We start from the raw sequence: 26,054 nt of genomic DNA, 5'->3' as shown, positions 1-26,054 counted from the left end.
TGGCTCCGGAACCAGAGAGAAAACAAACCCTTGGCTGACTGTCAAACCCGAAATACCGCGTCTTTCGAAGCGCCGCGTATATCCGGGCCGGCTAACCGTTTGTTCAGCGGTGGTTCGCTAATTTCGACCCGTAATGCAACCGGCCGGCCGATTTCCCGGATGAAAAAACAGCTTAGAAAAACCGTTATCCGCGCCGGGCTCGAAGCGCTGTATTTCTCCGGAGCCCATTTCCTGCTGCGACCAATCTTCGCAGGAATTGGCGCGATCTTCATGCTGCACCATGTCCGGCCACGCCGCAACGATGAGTTCCAGCCGAACTATCATCTCGAGGTTGAGCCGGAGTTCCTGCGCGCGATGCTCGAGCATCTGCGCTCGCTCGACATCGACATCGTCACCATGGACGAGATGCACCGGCGGATGGTCGAGCGCGATTTCGCCCGGCGCTTCGCCTGCTTCACCTTCGACGACGGCTATCGCGACAACCGCGACCATGCACTGCCCGTCATGCGCGAGTTCGACGCGCCGTTCATTGTCTATGCCGCCAGCGACTTCGCCGAAGGCACGGGGCGGCTGTGGTGGATCGCGCTGGAAAAGGTGATCTCCAAGGTGGCTGCGATCGAGGTGCCGATCGGCGGAACGATGACGTCGATCGACACCTCCACGCCGGCTGCAAAGGAGCTGGCCTTCGAGCAGATGCACGACTGGTTGCGAAGCTTGCCGGACGAGCACGACGTGCAGCGCAAGATCTCCGCGCTATGCGCGCGCCATGATGTCGACGAGACAACGATCGCGCGCGAGTTCTGCATGAACTGGGACGAGCTGAAGGAGTTCGCCGACGATCCGCTGGTGACGATCGGCGCCCACACCGTTAGCCATTGCAACCTCGCCCGGCAGGCGGAGGAAGTGGCGGCGTTCGAGATGACGGCGAGCCGGGAGCGGATCGAAGCGGCGCTGGCGCGGCCTGTGCTGCATCTCGCCTATCCCTATGGCGACAAGATCGCCGCCGGCCAACGCGAATTCGCGCTCGCCAGGACCGCCGGCTTCAAGACCGCAGTGACGACCCGGCCCGGCATGATCTTCCCGGAAAGCGCCGATCACCTGATGGCGCTGCAGCGCGTCTCGCTGAACGGCAATTACCAGGAAGCGCGCATCATCCCCGTCCTGACCTCCGGCGCCGCCACCGCCGTCTGGAACGGCTTCCGCCGCATCGACGCGGCGTAGCTCCGCCGTCGTAGCCCGGGTGAAGCGCAGCGCAACCCGGCGAGCTCCGATGCGGCTCGCGCTCTCCGGATTGCGCTTCGCTCCATCTGGGCTACGGCACCGATTCCTTGACTTGCTTCCTTGCTCCTCTCACAACCTACGGCAACGCAATTGGAGGGACGCATGTTCAAGGATCTGTTTTCACTCAAGGGCCGCATCGCGCTGGTGACGGGCGGCTCGCGCGGCATCGGCAGGATGATCGCGGCGGGCTTCCTGGCGCAGGGAGCTGCCAAGGTCTACATCACCGCGCGGAAAGCCGGGCCGTGCGAAGAGACGGCGAGAGAGCTTTCGGCCGAATATGACGGCGAGTGCATCGCGCTGCCGATCGACATCTCCAGCCTCGCCGGCATCGAGATGCTGGCGGCCGAGATCAAGAAGCGCGAGCCGAGGCTCGACATCCTCGTCAACAATGCCGGCGCCGCATGGGGCGCCGAGTTCGACGAGTTTCCGGAAAGCGGCTGGGACAAGGTGATGAACCTCAACGTCAAGGCGCCGTTCTTCCTGACCAAGGCACTGGCTGCGCCGTTGCGCGCATCAGCAAGCGCCGAGCGGCCGGCGAAGGTGATCAACATCGCCTCCATCGACGGCATCTTCGTCAACCCGCTGGAGACGTATTCCTATGCCGCGAGCAAGGCCGGACTGATCCATCTGACGCGGCGGATGGCGGTCAAGCTGATCAAGGATCATGTGGTGGTCACCGCGATCGCGCCGGGACCGTTCAAGTCCGACATGAACCGTGCCGCGCGCGACAACGCCGACGAGGTGGCGACGAAAGTGCCGGCGGGCCGGATCGGCACCGACGAGGACATGGCGGGTGCTGCGATCTATCTCGCCTCCCGCGCCGGCGACTATGTGGTCGGCGCCACCATCACGGTGGATGGCGGCATCGTCTACGCGAATGCCGGAATCCAAGGCAGCGGCTGGGATAGCTGAGTGCGAGGGCACGCGCTCTCTCTGCCCCAAACTGTCCCGTCATGCCCCGCGAAGGCGGGGCATCCAGTATGCCGTGACGCCTGTGGCATTCGAGACGCCCGTGATTACTGGATCACCCGCCTTCGCGGGTGATGACAGCGTCAGTGCACGTGAGCGCCTCCGCTCCCGACGACAGCGAGATCAGCTCTCGATCTTCACGTATTCGAAATCGCCGGGCTTGTTGTCGATACCGACCTTCGGCGGCGAGATCCACGAAGCGAACTTGCCGATCTCGGTGACCGGCTTCATCAGCGATGCAATGAACTCGCCGTCCTCGGTCGACGGCAGCCATTCGTGCTTGCGCTTTGCCCAGGTGGCATCGTCGATCAGGATGCCCTCGGGCGTCGCCTCGACATCCTTGAATTCGCCGATCGCCCGGTGGAAGGCGACGTGCGGCACCGCGAGCTTGAAGTCGTAGCCGGCACTTGAGATCACCTTGTTCCAGCGCAGCATGCCCTTGACGCAGTCCTGGGTGTAGTCGTCGCGGAGGCGCATGTTGAGCGCGGTCAGCGCCGGTTCGTCGACCAGCTTGAGCTCTCCGTCGATCAGCTTCAGCACCGGATAGGTCGAGTTCTGGAGCTGGTGATCATCGTCGATCGTCGTCTCCTTGTAGCGGCCCTTGATGCCGGCGTTGAAGGCATTCGCGGCGTTGGTCGAGACTTCGGAGCCAAACAGGTCGAGCGACAGCGAATAATGCAGGTTCAGCTTCTTCTGGATGGTCGGCAGGTCGATCACCCCGAGCGCCCGCACTCTCGCAATATCGGTCGGATCCTCGATACCGGCCTCCCGCATCGCCTCGCAGGTGCGCTGCACGACGCGGCTGATGCCGGTCTCGCCGACGAACATGTGGTGCGCTTCCTCCGTCAGCATGAAGCGGCAGGTGCGCGACAGCGGGTCGAAGCCGGATTGCGCCAGCGAATGCAACTGCATCTTGCCGTCGCGGTCGGTGAAATAGGTGAACATGAAGAAGGAGAGCCAGTCCGGCGTCGCCTCGTTGAAGGCGCCCAGCATGCGCGGGCTATCGGTGTCGCCGGAGCGGCGGCGCAGCAAATCATCCGCTTCCTCGCGGCCGTCGCGCCCGAAATATTTCTGCAGCAGATAGACCATCGCCCAGAGATGGCGGCCTTCCTCGACATTGACCTGGAACAGGTTGCGCATGTCGTAGAGCGAGGGCGCGGTCTTGCCGAGGTGGCGCTGCTGTTCGACCGAAGCAGGCTCGGTGTCGCCCTGGATCACGATCAGCCGCCGCAGCATGGCACGGTGCTCGCCCGGCACTTCCTGCCAGGCCGGCTCGCCATAATGGGCGCCGAACGGCACCACACGGTTCTCTTCCTGCGGCGCGAGCAAGATGCCCCAGCGATATTCGGGCATCTTGACGTAGTCGAACTTGGCCCAGCCGCGCGGATCAACCGAATAGGCAGTACGCAGATAGACCAGCGACTGCTGGAAACCTTCCGGCCCCATGTCGCTCCACCAGTCCATGTAGCCGGGATGCCAGCCCTCCAGGGCTTTGAGGACCTGGCGGTCCGCCGACAGATTCACGTTGTTGGGAATCTTGGTCGAGTAATCGACGTTCATGATATTCATGTTCATGGCGAACCTCCCGTCTAGACCCTTGTCATGTCGAACTGCGCCTTCTGGCCGGTGCCGTAGCGGCGCAGCGCGCCCTCTTCGCCGACCGCGTTAGGACGCTGGAAGATCCAGTTCTGCCACGCCGTCAGGCGCGCAAAGATTTTCGATTCCATGGTCTCGGGGCCGACGAAGCGCAGGTTCGCTTCCATGCCGGTGAGGCCGTCAGGGGAGAAGCTGGTGCGCTCCTCCAGGAACACGCGCACCTCGTCGTCCCAGTCGATGTCGTCCAGCGCGAAGGTGACAAGGCCGAGCTCTTCGGCCTCCTCGGCATCGAGCGCCTTGCCGATTGCGCCGCGCGCACGCTCGAGATCGGACGGATCGGCCTGGAAGCGCGACGCCAGCCGCGTGAGCCCGTGGCTCATCGGATAGGACCCGAAATTCATCGCGGTGAGCTGGATCGCGGGCGGCGGGCGGTTGTCGCCCTCGCGCGAGCCGATCAGCATGTAGGAGCGATCGGCGGCAAACACGAGTTCGGCCAGCGTGCCGACGAAGCAGGAGCCGGGCTCCACCAGCGTCACCAGCGTGCGCGAGGTGACGTCGATGCGCTTCAGCACGCGCTTCCAATAATGCCTGATCTCGTTGACCAGCCAATGCGCCTTGTTGGCTTCGAGGAAATCATCATAGGCGGCGACATGAGCGGGATCGCCGTGGCTCTTGAACACCAGCATCGCGATTTCGAGTTCGTTGATGCGCAGATGCAGGATCGCATCATCGAGCTCACGGGCGACCTGCAGCGGCCAGAACGAAGCGCCTTGCGCGATCAGGCCGTCGATATCGGCTGATGGCGCGGCCTCCGGCGCCTGGATCGAGATTGTCGCGATGCGCGCGGCCCGATCGATATCGACGCTGACGAAGCCATAGCGGATGCTGTTCTCGTCGATCACGCGGTTGAGCGGCGAGAGCGCAATGCCCTTGCCGCTGCCGTTGCGGGTCGATTTGGCGGCGAATTCCTTGACGCGCTCGGCAAGCTTGCCTTCGAGCTTGCTATTCGCAGCGATCTCGTCGACGAGGCGCCACTGCACGGCGCGCTTGCCCTTGATGCCCTCCTCGATGGTGCAGAAGAAATCGGCATGGTCGCGGCGCACTTTTCGTTTATCTACGACGCGCGTCAGCCCGCCGGTGCCTGGCAGCACCGCGAGCAGCGGCACTTCCGGCAGCGCCACGGCGGCCGCGCCGTCGTCGGCGAGGATGATGTGGTCGGTCGCCAGCGCGAGCTCATAGCCGCCGCCGGCCGCGGTGCCGTTGACGACGGTGATGAAGCGCTGGCCGGAATTCTCCGAGGAGTCCTCGATTCCGTTGCGGGTCTCGTTGGTGAATTTGCAGAAATTGACCTTGTGCGCATGGGTCGAACCCGCGAGCATGCGGATATTGGCGCCGGCGCAGAACACGCGGTTCTTGCCCGAGCGCATCACGACGACCTTCACGCCGGGATGCTCAAAGCGCAGCCGCTGCACGGCGTCGGCGAGCTCGATGTCGACGCCGAGATCGTAGGAATTGAGCTTGAGCTGGTAGCCTTCGAACAGGCCGGCGTTCTCGTCGACGTCCATGGTCAGCGTCGCGACCTCGCCGTCGACATCGAGCTTCCAATGCCGGTAACGGGACGGGTCGGTCTGAAAATCGATGTATTTCGCGCCATTTGCGAGCACGCGATCTTCACCGGCCATGAGCCACCCTTGCACGTTATTGGTTATCTGATCATGCACAATAATGCATGTTTCTGGGCTGGTCTAGCTCAAAACGACGGAACATGCACTTTGTTTCATGTTCCCTCGGTCGGCCGCTGACCTAAGCCGCTAACGGCTGGTCTGTTTGCAACGCAGCCTGGGCGAAATCCGCAATTGCCTTAAGGGTTGCCTCCGGCGCCTCGCGGTGCGGTGAATGTCCCGCGCCCGGAATGACCGTCACGTCGACCGGGCAGTAACATTCGTCCCTGGCGATCTCGACCTGGCGCAGGGTTCCGTACTGGTCGTTCGCGCCTTGCAGGATCGCGATGGGAACGCGGATGTAGGCGAGGTATTCGGAAATATCCCAGTCGCGGAATTTCGGATCGAGCCAGGCGTCGTTCCAGCCGCGGAAGGCATTGTCGACATCCTTGTGCCAGCGCGCCAGCTTCTCGTTCAGGTTCGTGGTCTCGTACGTCGTCTTGATCTTCGCGATCGACTTCAGCGAAACCTCCTCGACGATGAAATGCGGCGCGATCAACACCATGCCGTGCAGGCGATGATCCTGGTGCGAGCCGGCATAGATTGCGGCGATCGAGGCGCCGTCGGAATGCCCGACCAAAAGGCCGCGACGGAAACCGATGGCATCCAGCAGCTTCGGCAATACCTGCTGCGCCTCGATGTGCATATAGTCGAGCGGCCGCGGCAGCTTCACCGGGCTCGAGGCGCCATAGCCGGCGCGCGAATAGGCGAACACGCCGGCGCCGGTCGCGGCCTGCAGCTTTTCCGGAAGATCGTCCCACAACCCGACCGAACCCAGGCCTTCATGCAACATCACGATGGTCGGCGCCTTGTCGGGCGCAGGACCGATCATGCGATATTCGAGATCGGCTCCATCGATGGTGAGAAAGCCTGATGGAGAAAAGGTCATATCGTCACTCTCGCCTTCTCGCCATGGCCGGGTCACCTTCGAAGACGCGTTTCGCGCCTTTGCCCGACCATGACGTCTAGTGTTCCCGCAGTTTGAAGCGCTGGATCTTGCCGGTCGCGGTCTTCGGCAGGCTCTCGACCACCTCGATCCAGCGCGGATATTTCCACGGGCCGATCTTCTGCTTGACGTGCTCCTTCAGCGCATCCTGCAAACCATCGACATTGGCCTCGGGGCGCAGCACCACAAAGGCCTTCGGCTTCAATAATCCTTCCGGATCGGCTTCCGGCACGACGGCGGCCTCGAGCACAGCGGGATGGGTGATCAGCGCGCTCTCGACCTCGAACGGCGAGACCCAGATGCCGGACACCTTGAACATATCGTCGCTGCGCCCGCAGAAGGTGTAGCGGCCCTCGGCATCGCGGATGTATTTGTCGCCGGTGCGGGTCCAGTGGCCTTCGAAGGTCTGCCGGCTCTTGCTGCGCTGGTTCCAGTAGCCCTCGCCGGCGGAGGGCGCGTCGACCAGGAGTTCGCCGACTTCGCCATCCGGCACATCGACGCCGGACTCATTGACGAGACGCACCTTGTAGCCGGGCACGGGACGGCCGGACGAGCCGTATTTGATGTCGCCGGGCGCATTCGACAGGAAGATGTGCAGCAGTTCGGTCGAGCCGACGCCATCGAGAATGTCGACGCCGAAGCGGGCCTTCCAGGCATTGCCGACGGATTCCGGCAGCGCCTCGCCGGCGGAGGTGCAGATGCGCAGCCGTTTCCCGGCGGGCGTCGTCTTCGATGCTTCATCGTTCAGCATCGAGGCGAACAGCGTCGGCACGCCGTAGAAGATGGTCGGATGATACTTGTTCATCAGCGCGAACATCACCGCGGGCGTCGGCCGCTCGGAATTGAGAATCGTGGTGGCGCCGACCGACATCGGGAAGGTGAGCGCGTTGCCGAGGCCGTAGGCGAAGAACAGCTTTGCCGCCGACAGGCAGACGTCGTTCTCCTGGATGCCGAGCACCTGCCTGGCGTAGGTGTCCGCTGTCGCGGCGAGACTGGAATGCAGGTGGCGCACGCCCTTGGGCATGCCGGTCGAGCCCGAGGAATAGAGCCAGAACGCGGGCTCATCGGGATGGGTCGCGGCGGTCGTGAAGACATCGCCCTCGCGCGCGAGTTCGTCGGAAAATTTCTTGTAGCCATGCGCGTTCGCGCCGGAGACGACGACGTGCTCGAGGTCGGGCATCCGCCCGACGATGTCCTTGACGACCGGCAGCAGCGCCTCGGAGATGAACAGCACGCGCGCGCGGCAGTCGGCGAGCACATAGGCATATTGATCCGCGGTCAGCAGCGTGTTCAGCGGCACCGGCACCACGCCAGCGCGGATCGCGCCCAGGAACACGATCGGGAAATCGACCGTGTCGAGCATGATCATCGCCACGCGTTCCTCGCGGCGGACGCCGAGATGGCGCAGCAGATTGGCGAGACGGCGCGTCTGCCGCTGCAGCTCAGCATAAGTGAGCTGCGAGACGGTATCGTCGAAGACGAGCTTGTCGCCACGGCCCTCATCGACATTGCGGTCCAACAGCCACGTCACCGCATTGTAGGAGGTGCCGCTCATGCCCTGTTCCTCACGCCCAAGCGCGTCACGACGCCTCTCCCAGATTTTAAGAATTATAATTCATATAAGGCCACCACGGCGGCTTGCTGTCAATCCTCATCGGCACTATCCTTCCTGCGACTCCTTTGCGGGGGGGACATGACAGACCAAGGCGATCCCGAAACCAACTTCCTCGAACAGCTCGGTCAGCGCGTGCGCACCATGCGCGCGCTGCGCGGCATGTCGCGGAAAGTGCTCGCCAAGGTTTCCGGAATTTCGGAGCGCTATATCGCGCAGCTCGAAAGCGGCAAGGGCAATGTCTCGATCGTGCTGCTGCGCCGGGTGTCACACGCGATGGGCGCGCATCTGGAAGATCTGATCCCCTCCACCGAGCCGGCGCCGGACTGGGCCGTGATCCGCGACCTCCTGCGCAAGGCCACACCTGAGCAGATCGCGCACGCCAAGGACATTCTCGGCGGCAGCGGTCCCGCCGCGCAACGGCGCTCGTCATTTGCAGGCATCGCGCTGATCGGGCTGCGTGGCGCCGGCAAGTCCACGCTCGGCAAGATGCTGGCGAAGCGGATCGGCTGGAGCTTTGTCGAGCTCAACAAGGAAGTCGAACGCGAGAACGGCCTCTCCGTCGCCGAGATCATCGCGCTTTACGGCCTGGAAGGTTTTCGGCGCATGGAGCAGGCGGCGCTGAAGCAATTGCTGGCGCGCAATGAGCTGATGGTGCTGGCGACCGGCGGCGGCATCGTCTCCGAGCCGCTGACCTTCGACCTGATCCTGTCGTCGTTCTACACGATCTGGCTGAAGGCCGAGCCGGAAGAGCACATGGCGCGGGTGCGCCGCCAGGGCGACCTGCGGCCGATGGCCGACGATCGCTCGGCAATGGCCGAGCTCCGCAACATCCTGCTCAGCCGCGAGCCGCTTTATTCGCGCGCGTCAGCCGTGGTCGATACGGCAGGCCTTTCTGTCGATGCCGCCGCCGCACGGCTGATCGAAGCGGTGAGGCCAGTGCTGCAAAACCAGGCGCGCAGCTTCGGATTGCGCAGCGTGGCGATGTAGCGAGATAGCGCGTAGCCCGGGTGGAGCGCAGCGTAACCCGGGAAAACTCTATCCCCCGTAAAATGACCCGATTGCGCTTCGCTCTATCCGGGCTACAGGCGTTGCTCAGAGCAACCTATCCTTCACATCCTCCGCCCCCTCTCGCAGCAGCGGCAGGAAGCGGTCGATCAATTCTTCCGTCGGCACGCGATCGACATGGGCGCCCATGTTGATGGCGGCGACGATGGTGTCGTCGTAGCGGCGGACCGGCACCGAGATCGAGCGAAAATGCGGCTCGGCCTCGCGGTCGACGAGCGAGTAGCCCTTTTCGCGATCGGCGATGATGGCGGCAAGCAGCCGCTTTGGATCGGTTACCGTCTGCGGTGTCAGCGCCTCGCGGCGCATCGCCTTCAATCTTGCCGCCAGTTCATCATCACGGAGCCGGCCGAGCATGGCGCGGCCGACCGACGTGCAGAAGGCTGGCAGGCGGTAGCCGATATCGAGACCGCTGGAGAACATCCGCGCCGGGCTGCCGCGCGCGACGAACACGACATCGTCGCCATCGAGCAACGCAAGTGAACTGATCTCCTGCGCCGCGCTCGCGATGCGATCAAGCACCGGCTGCAGCAGCGCGATCACCTGGTTCGAGCGCAGGTACGATCCGGCGAGCGTCAGCACATGCGCCGTGAGCGTGAACAGCTTGCCATCGGTCGCGACGAACCCGCCGCGCTCCAGCGTGAACAGGATACGCCGCGCCGTGGCACGCGGCAGGTCGGCAGCGCGCGCGAGATCGCTCAGCGTCGCAGGTCCCGTGATGGTGCCGAAGATCTGGAGCAGGCGCAGGCCGCGATCGAGGCTCTCGACAAAATCGGTGGCGCGCTCCTCGCGATCCTCACGCTTCAGCTTCGGCATCGGCCCGTCCCGGCGGCACGGATCAAAAATTGTGCTTGCCGCTCGATTGAGCCATGGCATAATTCGCCCATTCGTTCAATAGGCGAACAAATCCGAACGCCCGGAAAGGACCGCCGCCATGATGAGCCAGGAGCAGAACGACCTGATCACCCGCACCGGGCCGAAGGATCCGTGCGGCAAGCTGATGCGGATGTACTGGCAGCCGGCGGCGCTGGTGGACGAGCTTGACGGGCCGCGGCCGATCCGGCCGGTCAGGCTGCTCGGCGAAAACCTCGTGCTGTTTCGCGACGAGACGGGCCGCTACGGCCTGATCGACCGCCATTGCGCGCATCGCGGCGCCGATCTCGCCTTCGGCCGGCTGGAAAATGGCGGCCTGCGCTGCGCCTTCCACGGTTGGCTGTTCGACGTCACCGGCCAATGCCTGGAGACGCCGGCCGAGCCGAAGAGCTCGCAGCTCTGCAAGGGCATCAAGCAGCGCGCTTATCCCGTGGTAGAGAAGAACGGCATCCTCTGGTCATATCTCGGCGAAGGCACCCCGCCGGCGTTTCCGGAGATCGACTGCTTCGTCGCTCCCGACAGCCACACCTTCGCCTTCAAGGGCCACATGAACTGCAACTGGCTGCAGGCGCTCGAAGTCGGCATCGATCCCTCGCATGCCTCCTACCTGCACCGCTTCTTCGAGGATGAGGACACCTCGACCGCCTACGGAAAACAGTTCCGCGGTGCTTCCGCCGGCAGCGACATGCCGATGACCAAGATCCTGCGCGAATACGATCGTCCCATCATCAATGTCGAGCACACCGAATATGGCCTGCGCCTGATCGCGCTGCGCGAGCTCGACAAGGAATGCACGCATGTGCGGGTGACCAACCAGCTCTTCCCGCACGGCTTCGTCATCCCGATGAGCACGGAAATGACGATCACCCAATGGCATGTGCCGGTCGATGACGAGAACTGCTACTGGTATGCGATCTTCACCAGTTACACGACGCCGGTCGACAAGAAGAAGATGCGCGACCAGCGGCTCGAGCTTTATGAACTGCCCGACTACAAGTCGCGCAAGAACAGGTCGAACGACTACGGCTTCGATCCGCACGAGCAGATGACCGCGACCTATACCGGCATGGGCAACGACATCAACGTCCACGACCAGTGGGCGGTGGAGTCGATGGGCCCGATCCAGGACCGTACCAAGGAGCATCTCGGCCAGAGCGACAAGGCGATCGTGCAGTATCGCCGGCTGCTGCGGCAGGAGATCGAAAAGGTCTCCGGCGGCGAGAAGCCGATGCTGTTCCTCGACGAGGCGACGTCCCGCAGCATCCAGGGCCCCGCGACCATGGACGGCATCGGGCCGACGCAAGGTTGGGAGCTCTACTGGATGGAAGTCGACGTCAAGCGGCGCCGCGGCGCGCCGTGGGCCGCGCCGGTGCCTAGCGAGATCGCCGGCAAGGTGCGGCATCTCTCGGCGGCCGAGTGATGTTGCTGTCCCGTCATTACGAGCGGAGCGAAGCAATCCATTGCCTCCGCGCGCGTGGATGGATGGATTGCTTCGCTGCGCTCGCAATGACGGTCGCTGAAGGAGTGGCGCGTTGAGCTTTGTCCAGCGTTACGGCCTGTGGTCGGATGAGCAGAAGGAAGCGGCGGCGCGCGTCCGCCGCATCGTCGAAGACAAGAACCTCGAAGTCATCCGCCTATCGTTTCCGGACCAGCATGGCATCCTGCGCGGCAAGACGCTGATCGCAGGCGAAGCGGTGCGGGCGCTGGAAAGCGGCTGTTCCATCACCACGACCATGCTGGCGAAGGATACGTCGCACAAGACGGTGTTTCCGGTGTTCAGCGCCGGCGGCGGCTTCGGCATGAAGGAGATGGAAGGCGCCGCCGACGTATTGATGGTGGCCGACCCCACGACGTTCCGTGTGCTGCCATGGGCGCCCACGACAGGCTGGCTGCTCTGCGACATCTATTTCAATGACGGCCGGCCGGTGCCGTTCGCCACGCGCAATCTCTATCGCAGGGTGCTCGAACAGCTCGGCTCGCGCGGCTATGACTTCGTTGCCGGGCTCGAGGTCGAATTCCACCTGTTCAAGCTCGACGACGCGCATATGGCGCCGGAGGATTCTGGCCAGCCGGGCCGGCCCCCCTCGGTGAGCCTGCTCTCGCACGGCTATCAATATCTGACCGAGCAGCGCTACGACCAGATGGAGCCGGCGCTGGAGATCATCCGCCGCGATGTCCTCGCCCTTGGCCTGCCATTGCGCTCGGTCGAGGTCGAGTTCGGCCCGAGCCAGTGCGAATTCACGTTTCAGCCGACCGCAGGCATCGAGCCTGCAGACACCATGGTGCTGTTCCGCGCCGCCGTGAAACAGATCGCGCGGCGGCATGGCTACCACGCGACCTTCATGTGCCGCCCGAAGCTGCCGAACGTCTTCGCCTCGGGCTGGCACCTGCATCAATCGCTGGTGTCGCGCACAAGCGGCGAGAATGCATTCATGGCGAAGGAGAGCGATGAGGCCTTGAGCCCGCTCGGGTCGTGCTACCTCGCCGGGCTGTTGGAGCATGCCCGCGCCTCCACCGTGTTCACGACGCCGACCATCAACGGCTACAAGCGTTACCGCTCCTATTCGCTGGCGCCGGACCGCGCGATCTGGGGCCGCGACAATCGCGGCGTCATGATCCGCGTGCTCGGCGGCGCCGGCGATCCGGCGACACGGCTGGAGAACCGGATCGGCGAGCCGGCCGCCAACCCCTATCTCTACATGGCCTCGCAAATTCTCTCGGGCCTGGACGGCATCGACCGCAAGCTCGATCCGGGACCGTCGGCGGACACGCCCTATGAGACCAAGGCGGCGCTGTTGCCGAAGAGCCTGCGCGAGGCGGTGTTCGCGCTGAACGACGATCCATTCTTCCGAAAGGCGCTGGGCGCGGAGTTCGTCGATTACTACGTGCATATCAAGAACGCCGAGATCGAGCGTTTCCAGGCCGAAGTGTCCGACTGGGAGCATCGCGAGTATTTCGAGATGTTCTGAGAGTAAGGACAGTAGCCCTCACCAAATGAGGGCGATATCTCTGAGCCGCGCATAGTTCTGTTTCGCGCGCCGCCACTCGATGAAATCCTGGATAGCCGCGACGAAGTCATTTTCAACGGCCCGCGAAAAACGGCCGAAAGAATACAGGTCCAATATCCCCCTCGTGATCCAACAATGGAGTTCGATCATGTTGGCATATTTCATCGGCATCATTTACCGCCTCGCCTGCCGCGCCAGCCTTTCGCAAATGGGCCGGCACCATCTTGGCCGCTGACGGCAGCGGAAAGCATTTGTCCGACTGGAGTATCAGACCACGGCGTTTTGCTTGATGACCTCACGGTAGAACGACGCACTCAGTTTCGGCGTGCGACGCTGCGTCTTGAAGTCAACGCGATAGAGTCCGAATCGCTTTTCATAGCCATCCGCCCATTCAAAATTGTCGATCAGGCTCCAGAGGAAGTAGCCGGCCACGGGCACTCCCTGCGACGTCGCCCGCTGCAACTGTTGCAGATAATTGCGGAGATACATCACGCGATCGAGATCGTAGACATTACCGTCGGCGGCGACTTCGTCTGCCGACGACGTCCCGTTCTCGGTGACATAGATCGACTGCACACCCCACAGCTTCGCCGCGTGACGCGGCGCCCAATACATCGCCTCGGGGCCTACCCGCAGCCAATCCGCATCCATGTGCGGAAACGATGCGGGAAACGGCGCCAGGGCGAAGCCGCGCTCATTGTCGGCAGCCATCACGTAATGGTCGGGCTTGTAGATGTTCAGTCCCAGAAAATCGATCGGCGAGGAGATGATGCGGAGATCCTCGGCCGTGTACTTTGGGGCATCCTTTCCAGCCTCGGCCAGAAAGCCGTCGGTGTACCGACCCTCGAACATCACGGTCAGGTAGCCGCCGTTGAGCTCGCGCGTCGCGATTTCTGCCGCGCGGACGTTCGCTGGCGTGTCGATCGCAGGGATACAGACGACCAGGTTCTCCGCGGGCCCGACTTTGGTTCCTGGCCGGCCGCGTGCACGGATCGCCTGCACTGCCAGGCCGTGCCCCAGCGCGACGTTGTGCCGGACCTGGTTCAATTCGGCTTGCGGCAGTTTCAAACCGGGGGCGTCGATCCCGAGGCCGTGGCCGAGATGAACGAGCCTCGAACATTCGTTGATGGTGAAGATGTGGCTGACGCGATCGCTCAGGCGTTCGGCGACATAGGCGGCGTAATCCGCAAAGACCTTTGCTGTGTCGCGAGACATCCAGCCGCCGAAACGGTCCTGCAGCGTTTGCGGCAGATCCCAATGATACAGCGTGGCAAACGGCTCAATGCCGTTCGCCAGCAGTTCGTCGATCAGCCGATCGTAGAAGCCGAGGCCGTTCGGGTTTGGTGTGCCCGATCCGTCCGGGAAGACACGCGGCCACGCGATCGAGAAACGATATGCCATGGATCCCAGCGCCTTCATCAATTGGACGTCGTCGCGGTACAGGCGATAATGATCGCACGCGACGTCTGCATTGCTGTGGTCGATGATGGTCCCGGGCGTGTGGGCGAAGCGATCCCAGATCGCCGGCCCCCGTCCGTCTTCGTTGACGGCTCCTTCGATCTGATAGGCCGAGGTGGCGGTGCCCCAGCGAAAGCCGGCCGGGAAGCTGGCCGATGCGTTTTCCCGCGTCCCGCCGTCGGCCGGGTGGGCCGGCGCAGCCGACAATCCGAGAGCCGCCGCGCCGGCGAGCGTGGCGAAATGACGCCGTGAAATCCCATCCGACGACATCAGCATACTCCCGGATCAGACCTGCGTCCGAAGCTCAACGGCACGGGCATGCCCGATATCCCCACTCAAGACTGCGGAACGCGACCGCCACAACGCGGCGCCAAGCAGGAAAAGTGTGGTCGAGGTCCATAAGGACTGCCAATTTTGAACCCCTTCATGCAGCAGGATGTAGAACGCAGCGGCTGCGAACAGGCTCGCGAACACCGCCTCGGATGTCGCGCAGACCGGCAATTTTCGTCGGTTCAGCAGCGCCACAGTCCAGATCGGCACCACGGCCATGGTCAAGCCGGCAAATGGGAAGTCTCGCGATCGCGGGTCGAACATGAGGCCCAGCGCGACTTCCACTGCGACCAGCGCAGTGACGAGGAGTACAGCGCCGAGTAGCAGTGCCGGCAGGGAGCGTGTTCGCGTCTCGCGCGGCCCGATCAATTCCACAAAAGCCGGGAGCGCGCGGCCCGACATCAAGGCATTGGCGCACAGGAGCGGCAGAAACATTGCCGTCATCAACAGCGATCCTTGCCGGACCAATCCGGCAAAGCCGTAGCTCTCGTAGAGCGCATTCTCCACGCTCACACCGAGCAGGATTCCGCTGGCGGTGGCGGATGCCGCAACCGCAAGCCACCGCGGCAACGCCGATGGCGCAGCCGAGCGCCAACGCGCCAGCAGCGCCGTGACGAACACGGCAATGCCGAAGCCGAGTCCCGCGCCAAGCTGCAGCTTCCAGTGCGGATAGTTGCTGACGGTGGCCCCGGACGAATATTTCAACTGGCGGCTTTCGCCATCGAGCCATCCCCAATGGGCGCCGACCGTCCCTTCCCACTGACGCTTCCATGGCTCGTCATAGGCTTCGAACAAATTGATACGAACGTTCTCCCGATTGGCCTTGTCGAGCAGGTCGAAGGTGAAGCGCGCCTGGTTGATGCGCGACGGCAGCGCACCGTCACGCATGCGTCCCCGGCTCGGCCAGCCGGCCTCGCCGATGAAGATCTCCTTTCCGGGAAAGGCCAGCGCGATCTTGTTGCGCGCGTCGATCACATGCTGGGGCGCATCCTCGGCGCGGGGCGGAACGTCTTCCCAATACGGCAGGACGTGGATCGTCACGAAGTCGACGTCATGGGCGAGCTCCGGATAGCGCAGCCAGAAATCCCAGCTATCGGCGTAGCTGACGGGGACACTGACGCGGCCTTTGGCGGAGCGGATGGCTTCGCGAAGGCCCGCCTCGGGCAATTCGCCCCGGAGCAACACCTCGTTGCCGACGATGACGGCGGTGACCACGTCGGTAAACTGGTTGGCCAGCAACACCGCAGTCTCGATGAGGCTGGCATTCTTCAAGCGATCACGACCGATCCAGACGCCGAGGATCACCTTCAGTCCAACCTTTGACGCGAGCTCCGGCACCTTGTCCAGGCCGTTCTCCACCGAGTAGATGCGGATGCAGTTGGTGATCCTGGCAAGGTCGGCGAAATCTTGCGCGATCTGGTCCGCGCTGATGACAACGGAAGAATTCCACGGCGTCTGATGACCCCGGAACGGCGCATAGGAAACGCAATCCAGCTTTCTCACGGGATCGACGGGTGCGTGTCCCGACGCGACCGGCGTCGCCAACCAGCACCAGGCCGCGACGATGATGCTCATCGACAGCAGGAACAGCAACAGCGGCGCGGCAAATCCAAATGGCACCTTCATGGCGGCGCTACCGGGCGACCGGCTCGCACGAGTGGGGCCCAATCCGACGGGAGCATCAAGCTGCATCAGGCAACGCTCCTGGCCGCATCCGTACCGATGATCGCAGAGGAGTGCCAAAAACCTTCCATGTCGCTGAAAAAAGCGATTGAAGACATTCTTCCAGATGCTCTAGCCTAGCTCGGTCAAGCCAAGGCTGAATTCCCAAATTGACCGTACGCATCCAGGACAGACCACGTCCGTAGATTTACGGAAGAAGTATAGCAGTGTCTTTCACTTGCCTACAAACGCAGGAATGGCAATGGTCAAGCTACACGCGTTCTTGACGAAGGCTCCGGCGATGGCGCGGAGCGGCTCGTGATGCGGCGACGCGCGTTCATCACCGGCGCTGCGGCGCTGGCGGCCTACACGCAACTCGCGAAGCAAACCGGCCTGCTGACACCGGCCTATGGCAAGGGACTGTCAAGCGGCAATCCGCTGCCCACCGGCTTTTACAATTTTACCGGCTCCAACCTGGCCAATTGGTGCAGGGCGTCTGCGGCGCAGCAGCGCGGAGAAGCCAATGCGATCATTGGCTGCCTCGGCGACTCGACGGTCGTCGGCCAGGGCGCGGCCAGCAATGAACTCGCCTCCAACGCCAAAAGCATGTCGTGGCCGACCCAACTGGCAAGATTGATCCCGAACGGAAGCTGGTCGAGCGTATGGGGCGACAACAATGTCAGCGCCGCCGCCGGCGACCTTCATGCCTTCGACGCGCGGCTTGATCGTTCCGGCTGGGCGATCAACAACACAAGGGCTTCCGGAACGCTGTGCGGAGGATTCTTTCACGGCCAACCGAGTGCCGTCTCGCATTCCTTCACGCCGACCAACCCGATCGACTCGATCGAAGTCTGGTACGCTCGCTCGCCCGGAAGCGGGCGTTTCACGATCGATGTCGATGGCGGGCCACCACTGGCAACGGTCGATTGCGCAGGTGCCAACGCCTTCATGAAGGCGACGGCAACCTGTACGCCCGATCACCACACCATCAATCTGCGGAAGACAGATGCAAACGACGTCTATCTGACCGGGCTCCGATGCTTCAACTCGGCGATCAAGGAAGTGTCCGTCTACAATCTTGGCGGCTGCCGCTGGGGCAGCGCCGATTTCGTGGTCGATGGCTACCCGTGGAACACGTTGCCGGCCATCGCCGCGATAGCGCCGAACCTGGTGATCTTCCAGGCCGGCATCATCAACGATTGGGACGATCGCATTCCGCTTTCGACAGTCACATCGAACATGACGAGAGTGATCACTGCGCTGAAGTCGGTGAATTGCGACGTGATCCTGATGAGCGGCGCGCCATCCGAGGCAGGCATCTATGCGACCTACCCGACGCAGGCATCCTATGTTGCCAATATGAAGGCTCTCGCTTACGCCGCCGACGTGCCGTTTATCGACATCTGGGGATTGTTTGGCGGGACCTGGAATTCGTTCGCGATGAACGATGCATTGCATCCGAACCAGATCGGCTACGCGCTCATCGCCGGCTATACGAGCGTTGCCATTCTCGATCCAGCCGCGCGCAGCCTGAGCTAGCACGAAGCAATCCCTGCCTCGGCAAGCGGAGCAATGGATTGCTTCCGCCTTTGCTTGCAACGACGGGGTAAGTTCTGATTCAAATGTCAAACAGCTTCTCCGCTGTCATCGTCCGGCTTGACCGGACGATCCAGTATTGCGGAGGCGGTGGTGCTTATGCCGAGAGGCCGGTGGTTACTGGATGCCCCGCCGGAGCCTGTCATCGGGCGGCGCGTACGCGCCGACCCGTTGGCGGGGCATGACGGTGGAGAGGATGTGAGTTCGCGTTCTCGCGGCGCATGGCGTCCGAGGTTTGCGTCTCGTTTCGCCCTCTCCTCATACAGAGGGCGCAGGGAAAGCCGGGTGCCGGTTGCACCCGTGGGCCCCGTGCAACAAAAAGCACGGGGGTAGGACCACAGGTCAACCGAAGCAACTCCGGCTTTCCCTGCGCAGTGGTTTACGGCTTATTTCGCGCTCTTCCCGGTGACCGGGCTTTTTTGCCACCGTCGCCCGCAGATCATCTCCGCGAACTTAGCGCCAGCGTCGGGGCGCCAGAACCACACGACTTCGCCGTCCACGGATAGCCACGCTCGTCAGTCGCAACACCCGCGTCCACCGCATCTCACCGCAACGTTCGTGACGATCGCGAGCCGCCCCTCATTCGGGTGAGACGCGCGGATTAATAGTGCTGATTTGCCCGACGGCGAAAGCGGAATATTTTTTGCTGCGAGGCTGGACGGGGCAAATCACGTTGGAATTGCTGGCTAAATTCGTCTCGCCGCGCGCGCTCTCAGACCCTCATGGTGAGGAGGCGCAAAGCGCCGTCTCGAACCCATGAGGCCCCTATCTCGCCCGCGGCCCATCCCTCGAGACGCCGCTTGCGCGGCTCCTCGGGATGAGGGTCAGTTTGTGGCGCAAGCGAAGGGTGGGTTACGCTGCGCCGACCCACCCTACGATTTCTGATCTGTCCGTCGGGTTGTTATGTCGCACCCAAAGTAGTCACATCGTCATTGCGAGCCACCGGGTCGGCGCGAAGCGCCGCGCGATGACAGGCTCCACGAAGCAATCTGTAGCGCCGCGTGTGGAGAGGTGGATTGCTTCGCTTCGCGCGCAACGACGGGGCCGCGAAATGCGATTTCCCGATTGCTGCTTACTCACTCTCGTCCTTCACCAACGGTCCTAAGAGACCAATTGACATAAAGAAACAAATAACAACAGGCGACATTATCGACCTCAGAAGCGACTGGTGGGAAAAACTGCTGACTGGGTAATAGCGGACAAGGACGAAGCAAGCTACGCCCAAAAGAAACGAACCTACAAACGGCCATGGCGATCTCCGAAACAGGGTATTACTCACACGGAAATTGCGTAAGAATATCGCCATGAAGACCAAGGCAGCAGTTCCTGACAGGAGCAGATTGAACGACTTCAAGAAAACGAAAGCGCATTCGTACCGGGGCAGAGAGCTTCTGACGGCATTCATCTCGTCGTTCAGTGAAGGCCAGACATGAGACGAATAACCCGCCAGCCCGCAGCCTAGCTGAGAATCTGTGCCGAAACCGAAAACGACCGCGACCAAGAAGCACGACGCAAGCAGCAACCATACGGCTGCCATGCATAATTTTCGTCCTGCTTCCATGGATAGCATGCGAGATGGCCTTTTATTCTTCGCTGGATCGAATAAGCGGGCTACGCGGTGCAGCGACACGCCTTGTTCGAGCCGACATCGCGGCGCCAAGCGTATCTCAAATCCCCAAATAACGGTGCTGCAGATCAGGCTCGGCGACCAGCTGCTCAGACGTGCCGCTCCACACAGTGCGTCCGCGTTCGATGATGTAATGGCGGTCGGCGATGCGGGCGAGGTTTCCGACATTCTTGTCGATCACCAGCACGGACTGGCCACGCCCCTTCAGCATCGAGAGGCAGCTCCAGATCTCGTCGCGGATCAGGGGCGCGAGGCCTTCGGTGGCCTCGTCCAGGATCAGGAGTTTCGGATTGGTCATCAACGCGCGGCCGATCGCGAGCATCTGCTGCTCGCCACCGGAGAGCGTGACGCCCATGTTGCTGCCGCGCTCGGCGAGCCGCGGAAACAGCGCGTGGATTTTCTCCAGCGTCCAGGGATCGGAAGAGCCCAGGCGATTGCCGGAGGCGGCGACCAGGTTTTCCCGCACGGTCAGATTGGGGAAGATCTGCCGGCCCTCGGGGACCAGGCCGATGCCGAGTTTCGCAATCCTGTAGGATGGCAAGCCGCGTACCTCCTGCCCGGCGAAACGGATCGCACCTGATCGCGCCGGCGTCAGCCCCATGATGGAGCGGATGGTGGTGGTCTTGCCCATGCCGTTGCGCCCCATCAGCGCGATCATCTCGCCGCGCTTGATCGACAGCGAAAGGCCGAACAGCACCTGGCTGAGCCCATAACAGGTCTCGATCCCGTCCACTTCCAGCAGCGTTTCAGCCAATTTGGCCTCCGTGACGCGTCACCGCATGCTGTTCGCCGAGATAGGCGCGCTTGACCTCTTCGTGGCGGCGGATCGCATCCGGCGCGTCGCAGGCGATGACGCGGCCATAGACCAGCACCGTGATGCGGTCGGCGAGCGCGAAGACGGCTTCCATATCGTGCTCGACCAGCACGATGGTGAATTCCTTGCGCAACTCCTTCAACAGGGTGACCATTCGCGCGGATTCGGTGACGCCGAGGCCCGCCATCGGCTCGTCCAGCAGCAGGAGCTGCGGCTTGGTCGCGAGCGCCACCGCGAGCTCGAGCTCGCGCTGCTCGCCATGGCTGAGCTCGGAGACCAGGACATCGGCCCGAGCCGCGAGGCCGACGCGTTCCAGCGCCGCACGCGCGGCATCGCGCAGATGCCTCTCCTTCCGCGCATCACCCCAGAAGCGGAAGGAGTGGCCGTCATGCGCCTGGGCGGCGAGTGCGACATTGTCGATCGCGGTGAAATCCTTGAGCAGCGAGGTGATCTGGAACGAGCGCGCCAGCCCGAGCGCGCTGCGCCGATAGGACGGCAACCGGGTGATATCGCGACCGGCAAAATGAACCGTGCCGGAATTCGGCATCAATTGCCCGGTCAACTGGCTGATCAGGGTGGTCTTGCCGGCGCCATTCGGGCCGATGATCGCATGCAGCTCGCCGCGCGGCACCTCGAGCGACAGATTGTCGGTTGCGAGGATGCCGCCGAAGCGACGCACCAGATTGTCGACGCGAAGCAGGGGATCAGCCACGACGCACCCTCCCGAGCAGGCCCATGATACCACCACGCGCGAACAGCACGATCAAGAGCAACAGCGGGCCCATGATCAGTGCCCAGTATTCCGTGAACTGCGACAGCAATTCTTCCAGCACGAGATAGACGATGGCACCAATCAAGGGGCCGAACAGCGAGCCCATCCCGCCCAGGATCACCATCACCATGAGATCGCCGGAGCGGGTCCAGTACATCACGGCCGGGCTGACGAAATCGGTGTTGTTGGCGAGCAACGCGCCGGCAAGGCCGCAGATCGTCCCTGCGATGACGAAGCAGGTCAGCCGGTAGCGATAGGCCGGAAAGCCGATCGCCTGCATGCGCTGCTCATTGGAGCGCACGCCCTGCACCACCAGGCCGAAACGCGAATTGACGATGCGCCAGATCAGATAGATGCCGCCGAACAGGCAGCCGAGGCAGAGATAATAGAACTGGGTGCGATCCGAGAGGTTGATAAGCCCGTCGAAGGTGCTGCGCTTGTAGATGGTCAGGCCATCGTCACCGCCATAGCGCGACAGCGCGGAGGCGACATAGTAGGCCATCTGCGCAAAGGCCAGCGTGATCATGATGAAATAGACGCCGCGGGTGCGCAACGAGAGCGAGCCGATCACCAGCGCAAACAGCGCGGAGACGGCGAGCGCGACCGGCCACTGGATGAAGCCGGAGCCGATGTCCTCGGCCGCCAGGATGCCGACAGCGTAGCCGCCGATGCCGAGATAGGCGGCGTGGCCGAAGCTCATCATGCCGCCATAGCCCATGATCAGGTTCAGGCTCGAGGCCGCCAGTGCGAAGATGATGATGCGCGTGAGCAGCGTCAGGATGAAGATGTTGCCGGTCGCCGCCGAATAGATCGGCAGCAGGACAAGGGCGGCGCAAACGACCGCTACCACCGCGTTGCTGGCGTTGAGCTTGGACTTCATCGCTTGGTGGCCGGAAACAGCCCCTCCGGCCGCAAGACCAGCACGATCGCCATCAACAGGTAGATCAGCATCGAGGACAAAGCGGGCGCGGCCGTCGAGGCGGCGGCGCCGCTCAGCACCTTGCGCAGGAGATCCGGCAGGAAGGCGCGGCCGAGCGTGTCGATTATGCCGACGAAGATCGCGGCGAGGAAGGCGCCCCGGATCGAGCCGATGCCGCCGATCACGATGATGACGAAGGCGAGGATCAGGATGTTCTCGCCCATGCCGATCTGCACGGTCAGGATCGGCGCCTGCATCAGGCCGGCGAGGCCCGCGAGCGCGGCGCCAAGGCCGAACACCAGCGTGAACAGCAGCTTGATGTTGATGCCGAGCGCGCCGATCATCTCGCGGTTGGAGGCGCCGGCGCGGATCAGCATGCCGATGCGGGTGCGCATCACCACGAGATAGAGCATTGCCGCGACCAGCAGCGCGACGATGATGATCGAGAGCCGGTAGGCCGGGTAGTAGACGCCGGGCAAGAGCTGCACCGGCGTGGTCAGCCACGCCGGCAGCGGCAGCGCCAGACCGGCCGGTCCCCAGATCAGCCGCACCATGTCGTTGAAGAACAGGATCAGGCCGAAGGTCGCCAGCACCTGGTCGAGATGGTCGCGGCCGTAGAGATGCCGGAGCGCCACGAATTCAAGGGCGATGCCGAGCAGAAGCGTGGCGGCGAGCGCAAGGATCGCGCCAAGCACGAAGCTGTCGGTCCAGCCGACGAAGGTGGCGGCGAAATAGGCGCCCATCATGTAGAGCGAACCATGCGCGAGGTTCACGAAATCCATGATGCCGAAGACCAGCGTAAGCCCGGCTGCCAGCAGGAACAAGAGCAGGCCGAACTGCAGTCCGTTCAGAAGTTGTTCGATCAGAAGGAACATCGGCGACTTATATCAGGCTGAAACAAGAAGGCGGCAGCGCGTCCGCGCCGCCGCCAATTGTTGTTGGGTGCATGATGGCTGACCAAACCGCTCAGACTTTTGGCAGATCATGCGCCGGGAATATCCAGAAGACCTACTTCATGGGACACTTGTCGTGGAAGCGATCCTGATCGTTCTCGACGATGGTCGCAACTGTCTTCAACGCAAGCTGGCCTTCGCCGTCCTTGACCACGTCCTGCAGGTAGAAGTTCTGGATCGGGATGTGATTGTTGCCGTATTTGTACGGGCCGCGCACCGACTTGAAGTTGACCTTCTCCATCTCGGCCTTCATCGCGTCCTTTTTCGTCAGGTCCCCCTTCACCGCCACCACCGCGGAGTTGATGAGGTTGGCGGCGTCATAGGATTGGGCGCCGTAGAAGGTCGGGCGCAGGTTCGCATATTTCTTGCGGTAGTCGGTAACGAACTTCTTGTTCTGCTCGTTCGGCAGGTCGTTGACCCATTGCTGCGCGCCGGGCACGCCGAGCGCGTTTTCCTTCTGCAGCGGCAGCGACAATTCGTCGATGGTGAAGGCGGTATAGAGCGGAATCTGCTGCTTGATGCCGGCCTGCGCATACTGGTTCAGGAACTGCACGCCCGCAGCACCCGGATAGAACACGAAGATCGCCTCCGCCTTCGAGTTGCGTGCCTTGGAGAGTTCGGCGGAGAAGTCGAGCTGGCTCGGCCACACCGTATATTCCTCACCGACCACCTGGCCCTTGAAGGTGCTCTTCACGCCCGCCAGCATGTCCTTGCCGGCAGCGTAGTTCGGGCCGATCAGGAACACCGACTTGACCCCCTTCTGGTTCATGTAGGTGCCCATCGCCTGGGGCGTCTGGTCGTTCTGCCAGGAGGTCGAGAACACGTAAGGAGAGCAAAGCTCGCCGGCGAGCTGGGACGGACCGGCATTGGCCGAGATCAGGAAGGTCTTGCTGTCGACGGCGGTCTTCAGCGACGCCAGCAGCACGTTCGACCAGATGTAGCCGACGATGAAGTCGACCTTGTCGGACTGCACCAGCTTCTCGGTCTTCTGCTTGCCGACATCCGGCTTCTGCTGGTCGTCCTCGTAGATTACCTCGACCGGCTTGCCGTCCATCTTGCGGCCGAGATGGTCGAGCGCCAGCTCGAACGAGTTCCGCATGTCGTTGCCGATGACCGCGGTCGGACCGCTGAACGTCGAAACAAAGCCGATCTTGATGGGGTCGGCCGCAACGGCGGGCTGCGCCAGCGCCAGCGCGGTTGCGCCCGCCAGCCAAAATGACGTTTTCATGTTCACTCCCCTCCTCCTCAACCATTCCAACTGGCCCGCCAGGCTGGTGAACCATCCGGCAGCGCCGTCCGTGCCCCCGTCACTCCCATTTCGGGGTGACATGTTTAGTGCGCGGAATCCTGACTGGGCAGCAAGCGCGAACCGAAGGCGGCGTTTAGAACCTTCGGCGCATGCTCCGGCCTGAGCTGCACCATAATTCGTAAAGCGCGAGGCTGGCAAGAATTATAGTGCCGGTTGCCAGGGCAACCATTGTCGCAGCTTTGGAGCTGCTGCCGGCCGCATTGCGGCGCCGGCTATACTAGATATTCCGCGCCCTCGATGACGTAGGACGCGTGGCGGAAATCCCGGATGCTCGCCACCCTATCGGCCCGCCAACCCAGCAGCACGAAATATTTCGGCCGTGTCGCAGTGGGCGTGGTGGGGTCGAACACCAGGATCGCAGGACGACCTTCCACAAGCCCCGGCATCAGATGCCAGTCGCTGGCCTTGGCGTAATTGCCGAAATAGCGCGAGACCTCGGTCTTGCCATTGAGGCGGGTCCTGTTGACGAGATCAAGCTTGATGTCGTCGGCGATCATGGCGCGGATGGCGTCGAAGTCGCGGGCGTTGAAATGAGTGACATAGGTGGAAAGACGGGCCCGATCGGCGTCCGTCAGCTTCAGCCGCGGTGCGTCATCGCCTTCTAGCGCGAGCTGGCGCAGCCGGGAGCGGCCACGGTGCAGGTGGCCTTTGCCGCTGCCAGGCTCAAGTCCATGATCTCGCAGACTTCCGCCAGCGAATAGCCGAGCACGTCCCTCAGGATCACGCTGCTGCGCTGCGCCAGCGGCAGGCGCATGAAAGTGCGCAGGCTGGCGGCGGCGATCTCGCGGCGTGCGATGTCGTCGAGCTCGTCCGCCATCATATCGACCTCCTCCGCCGACCGGAGCGCGTCCTGCCGATGGCGGCGGCGCAGGAAATCGAGCGCGGCGTTGCGCGCTATCCTGAACAGCCAGCCCTCCGGATTTTGGAGCTCCCTGACCAAAGGAAACGCTTCCACCGCCTTGATAAGCGCATCCTGCAGCACGTCCTCGCCGTCGATGACCGAACCGACCATGCGGGAGCAGTAGCGGTGCAACCGCGGCCGCAGCACGACGAGGAGACTGTCGAGACCGGCGGCCGCTGATGCGTCGGACACTGACGTCATTCTCCCCTGCTCAGGACTCGTTGCTTGTCCGGACCCGGATCATGCTCCAGCATACGGTAGTTGCCGACCACCCTGGCGCTGCGAACCAGCGGCGGCTCGGCGCAACGATCGCGAATGCCTGTCTGGAACGCCTTGAACGCGGCGAGCTGCGGCAACGGGCTGGACCCGTCGTCGGATGCGGTCTCCACGACATGGATGAACGTGTCGTCCTCCAGCCGCAGCGTGAGATAGCGCACGCCATCGGCCTTTATCACCCTCAGTTCCGCAAACACCGCGGCCACCAGTTCGGCGTTCGAGTCGGCCATTTCGGGCTTCGCCTTGTACCTGATCAGCCTCATATTCATAGTCCTCTCCCTGGCTCGCGCCGCGATGCGGAAGCCATCGCGCATCCCAAGGACGTTTGACGACGGTCAAAGGATACGGTCGTGGGAAGAATTTTTG

Annotated in this window: 20 protein-coding genes and 1 pseudogene; 6 read left to right on the top strand and 15 right to left on the bottom strand. The window is 62.9% G+C overall.

The features are described 5' to 3' along the window. Nucleotides 1-159 precede the first annotated feature (159 nt). Nucleotides 160-1,221: a polysaccharide deacetylase family protein gene (locus I6F35_RS27685; RefSeq protein ID WP_225120833.1), complete on the top strand. Its 1,062-nt coding sequence runs from the start codon at nt 160-162 to the stop codon at nt 1,219-1,221. 162 nt (nt 1,222-1,383) lie between these two features. Further along, on the top strand, nt 1,384-2,193 hold the full coding sequence (locus tag I6F35_RS27680) for an SDR family oxidoreductase (protein ID WP_225120832.1): 810 nt from the start codon (nt 1,384-1,386) through the stop codon (nt 2,191-2,193). Nucleotides 2,194-2,373: 180 nt separating this feature from the next. Here the strand turns inward: I6F35_RS27680 and boxB are convergent, their stop codons facing one another. From boxB to I6F35_RS27660, 4 genes are all read right to left on the bottom strand, one after another. Further along, nucleotides 2,374-3,825, bottom strand: coding sequence for a benzoyl-CoA 2,3-epoxidase subunit BoxB (gene boxB, locus I6F35_RS27675; RefSeq protein ID WP_225120831.1), 1,452 nt, complete (start codon nt 3,823-3,825; stop codon nt 2,374-2,376). Nucleotides 3,826-3,839: 14 nt separating this feature from the next. Then, the gene (gene boxC, locus I6F35_RS27670; protein ID WP_225120830.1) at nt 3,840-5,528 is read right to left on the bottom strand and encodes a 2,3-epoxybenzoyl-CoA dihydrolase; all 1,689 of its coding nucleotides are present in this window, start codon (nt 5,526-5,528) and stop codon (nt 3,840-3,842) included. 121 nt (nt 5,529-5,649) lie between these two features. Then, nucleotides 5,650-6,456: an alpha/beta hydrolase gene (locus tag I6F35_RS27665; RefSeq protein ID WP_225120829.1), complete on the bottom strand. Its 807-nt coding sequence runs from the start codon at nt 6,454-6,456 to the stop codon at nt 5,650-5,652. A 76-nt stretch (nt 6,457-6,532) separates the two neighbouring features. Further along, complete coding sequence (locus I6F35_RS27660) at nt 6,533-8,068, bottom strand: benzoate-CoA ligase family protein (RefSeq protein ID WP_225120828.1); 1,536 nt, start codon at nt 8,066-8,068, stop codon at nt 6,533-6,535. Nucleotides 8,069-8,206: 138 nt separating this feature from the next. Here I6F35_RS27660 and I6F35_RS27655 point away from each other — a divergent pair, with 138 nt between their 5' ends. Further along, the gene (locus tag I6F35_RS27655) at nt 8,207-9,115 is read left to right on the top strand and encodes a helix-turn-helix transcriptional regulator (protein WP_225120827.1); all 909 of its coding nucleotides are present in this window, start codon (nt 8,207-8,209) and stop codon (nt 9,113-9,115) included. A 105-nt stretch (nt 9,116-9,220) separates the two neighbouring features. On the opposite strand, the gene I6F35_RS27650 is transcribed toward I6F35_RS27655, so the two are convergent. Further along, on the bottom strand, nt 9,221-10,006 hold the full coding sequence (locus I6F35_RS27650; RefSeq protein ID WP_225120826.1) for an IclR family transcriptional regulator C-terminal domain-containing protein: 786 nt from the start codon (nt 10,004-10,006) through the stop codon (nt 9,221-9,223). A 118-nt stretch (nt 10,007-10,124) separates the two neighbouring features. On the opposite strand from I6F35_RS27650, the gene I6F35_RS27645 reads away from it, so the two are divergent. Then, entirely contained in the window at nt 10,125-11,483 is a 1,359-nt protein-coding gene (locus I6F35_RS27645; protein WP_225120825.1) for an aromatic ring-hydroxylating dioxygenase subunit alpha, read from the top strand. Nucleotides 11,484-11,595: 112 nt separating this feature from the next. Beyond that, nucleotides 11,596-13,032 (top strand): glutamine synthetase family protein, encoded by a 1,437-nt coding sequence (locus I6F35_RS27640; RefSeq protein ID WP_225120824.1) that lies wholly within the window; start codon nt 11,596-11,598, stop codon nt 13,030-13,032. A gap of 18 nt (nt 13,033-13,050) precedes the next feature. Here the strand turns inward: I6F35_RS27640 and I6F35_RS27635 are convergent, their stop codons facing one another. The 3 genes from I6F35_RS27635 to I6F35_RS27625 form a co-directional block, all read right to left on the bottom strand. Beyond that, nucleotides 13,051-13,245 (bottom strand): hypothetical protein, encoded by a 195-nt coding sequence (locus I6F35_RS27635; RefSeq protein WP_225120823.1) that lies wholly within the window; start codon nt 13,243-13,245, stop codon nt 13,051-13,053. Between the two features lie 93 nt (nt 13,246-13,338). Next, entirely contained in the window at nt 13,339-14,799 is a 1,461-nt protein-coding gene (locus tag I6F35_RS27630; protein WP_225120822.1) for a GH1 family beta-glucosidase, read from the bottom strand. A 15-nt stretch (nt 14,800-14,814) separates the two neighbouring features. Beyond that, the gene (locus tag I6F35_RS27625; protein WP_225120821.1) at nt 14,815-16,485 is read right to left on the bottom strand and encodes a beta-(1-6) glucans synthase; all 1,671 of its coding nucleotides are present in this window, start codon (nt 16,483-16,485) and stop codon (nt 14,815-14,817) included. A 357-nt stretch (nt 16,486-16,842) separates the two neighbouring features. On the opposite strand from I6F35_RS27625, the gene I6F35_RS27620 reads away from it, so the two are divergent. Further along, nucleotides 16,843-18,060, top strand: a complete 1,218-nt coding sequence (locus I6F35_RS27620; RefSeq protein WP_225120820.1) for an SGNH/GDSL hydrolase family protein — start codon at nt 16,843-16,845, stop codon at nt 18,058-18,060. Nucleotides 18,061-19,784: 1,724 nt separating this feature from the next. Here I6F35_RS27620 and I6F35_RS27615 read toward each other — a convergent pair. The 7 genes and pseudogenes from I6F35_RS27615 to I6F35_RS27585 all read right to left on the bottom strand — a co-directional run bounded on the left by I6F35_RS27615 (nt 19,785) and on the right by I6F35_RS27585 (nt 25,957). Beyond that, complete coding sequence (locus tag I6F35_RS27615; RefSeq protein WP_225120819.1) at nt 19,785-20,498, bottom strand: ABC transporter ATP-binding protein; 714 nt, start codon at nt 20,496-20,498, stop codon at nt 19,785-19,787. Further along, nucleotides 20,491-21,270 carry an ABC transporter ATP-binding protein gene (locus I6F35_RS27610; protein ID WP_225120818.1) on the bottom strand — a complete coding sequence of 260 codons (780 nt, stop codon included), beginning with the start codon at nt 21,268-21,270 and terminating at the stop codon, nt 20,491-20,493. The genes I6F35_RS27615 and I6F35_RS27610 overlap by 8 nt, the downstream gene beginning before the upstream one ends. After that, nucleotides 21,263-22,210 carry a branched-chain amino acid ABC transporter permease gene (locus I6F35_RS27605; protein WP_225120817.1) on the bottom strand — a complete coding sequence of 316 codons (948 nt, stop codon included), beginning with the start codon at nt 22,208-22,210 and terminating at the stop codon, nt 21,263-21,265. The genes I6F35_RS27610 and I6F35_RS27605 overlap by 8 nt, the downstream gene beginning before the upstream one ends. Further along, entirely contained in the window at nt 22,207-23,124 is a 918-nt protein-coding gene (locus tag I6F35_RS27600) for a branched-chain amino acid ABC transporter permease (RefSeq protein WP_225120816.1), read from the bottom strand. Before I6F35_RS27600 ends, I6F35_RS27605 begins: the two co-directional genes overlap by 4 nt. Nucleotides 23,125-23,257: 133 nt before the next feature. Then, the gene (locus tag I6F35_RS27595) at nt 23,258-24,430 is read right to left on the bottom strand and encodes an ABC transporter substrate-binding protein (protein WP_225120815.1); all 1,173 of its coding nucleotides are present in this window, start codon (nt 24,428-24,430) and stop codon (nt 23,258-23,260) included. A gap of 293 nt (nt 24,431-24,723) precedes the next feature. After that, nucleotides 24,724-25,613, bottom strand: a pseudogene (locus tag I6F35_RS27590) (RNA polymerase sigma factor). After that, nucleotides 25,610-25,957 carry a hypothetical protein gene (locus I6F35_RS27585; RefSeq protein WP_225120814.1) on the bottom strand — a complete coding sequence of 116 codons (348 nt, stop codon included), beginning with the start codon at nt 25,955-25,957 and terminating at the stop codon, nt 25,610-25,612. Before I6F35_RS27585 ends, I6F35_RS27590 begins: the two are co-directional and overlap by 4 nt. Nucleotides 25,958-26,054: the final 97 nt, after the last annotated feature.

Source organism: Bradyrhizobium sp. BRP22, from assembly GCF_020194175.1.
In the GTDB taxonomy this organism is placed as follows: domain Bacteria; phylum Pseudomonadota; class Alphaproteobacteria; order Rhizobiales; family Xanthobacteraceae; genus Bradyrhizobium.
The sequence above is the reverse complement of the archived record's forward strand: the minus strand, read 5'-3'. Positions and strand labels throughout refer to the sequence as shown.

Bases quoted from the DNA above. Each gene is read 5' to 3' on its own strand.
- I6F35_RS27685 (WP_225120833.1), top strand. From the start codon at position 160: ATGAAAAAACAGCTTAGAAAAACCGTTATCCGCGCCGGGCTCGAAGCG.
- I6F35_RS27680 (WP_225120832.1), top strand. From the start codon at position 1,384: ATGTTCAAGGATCTGTTTTCACTCAAGGGCCGCATCGCGCTGGTGACG.
- boxB (WP_225120831.1), bottom strand. From the start codon at position 3,825: ATGAACATGAATATCATGAACGTCGATTACTCGACCAAGATTCCCAAC.
- boxC (WP_225120830.1), bottom strand. From the start codon at position 5,528: ATGGCCGGTGAAGATCGCGTGCTCGCAAATGGCGCGAAATACATCGAT.
- I6F35_RS27665 (WP_225120829.1), bottom strand. From the start codon at position 6,456: ATGACCTTTTCTCCATCAGGCTTTCTCACCATCGATGGAGCCGATCTC.
- I6F35_RS27660 (WP_225120828.1), bottom strand. From the start codon at position 8,068: ATGAGCGGCACCTCCTACAATGCGGTGACGTGGCTGTTGGACCGCAAT.
- I6F35_RS27655 (WP_225120827.1), top strand. From the start codon at position 8,207: ATGACAGACCAAGGCGATCCCGAAACCAACTTCCTCGAACAGCTCGGT.
- I6F35_RS27650 (WP_225120826.1), bottom strand. From the start codon at position 10,006: ATGCCGAAGCTGAAGCGTGAGGATCGCGAGGAGCGCGCCACCGATTTT.
- I6F35_RS27645 (WP_225120825.1), top strand. From the start codon at position 10,125: ATGATGAGCCAGGAGCAGAACGACCTGATCACCCGCACCGGGCCGAAG.
- I6F35_RS27635 (WP_225120823.1), bottom strand. From the start codon at position 13,245: ATGATGCCGATGAAATATGCCAACATGATCGAACTCCATTGTTGGATC.
- I6F35_RS27630 (WP_225120822.1), bottom strand. From the start codon at position 14,799: ATGTCGTCGGATGGGATTTCACGGCGTCATTTCGCCACGCTCGCCGGC.
- I6F35_RS27625 (WP_225120821.1), bottom strand. From the start codon at position 16,485: ATGAAGGTGCCATTTGGATTTGCCGCGCCGCTGTTGCTGTTCCTGCTG.
- I6F35_RS27620 (WP_225120820.1), top strand. From the start codon at position 16,843: ATGCGGCGACGCGCGTTCATCACCGGCGCTGCGGCGCTGGCGGCCTAC.
- I6F35_RS27605 (WP_225120817.1), bottom strand. From the start codon at position 22,210: ATGAAGTCCAAGCTCAACGCCAGCAACGCGGTGGTAGCGGTCGTTTGC.
- I6F35_RS27600 (WP_225120816.1), bottom strand. From the start codon at position 23,124: ATGTTCCTTCTGATCGAACAACTTCTGAACGGACTGCAGTTCGGCCTG.
- I6F35_RS27595 (WP_225120815.1), bottom strand. From the start codon at position 24,430: ATGAAAACGTCATTTTGGCTGGCGGGCGCAACCGCGCTGGCGCTGGCG.
- I6F35_RS27585 (WP_225120814.1), bottom strand. From the start codon at position 25,957: ATGAATATGAGGCTGATCAGGTACAAGGCGAAGCCCGAAATGGCCGAC.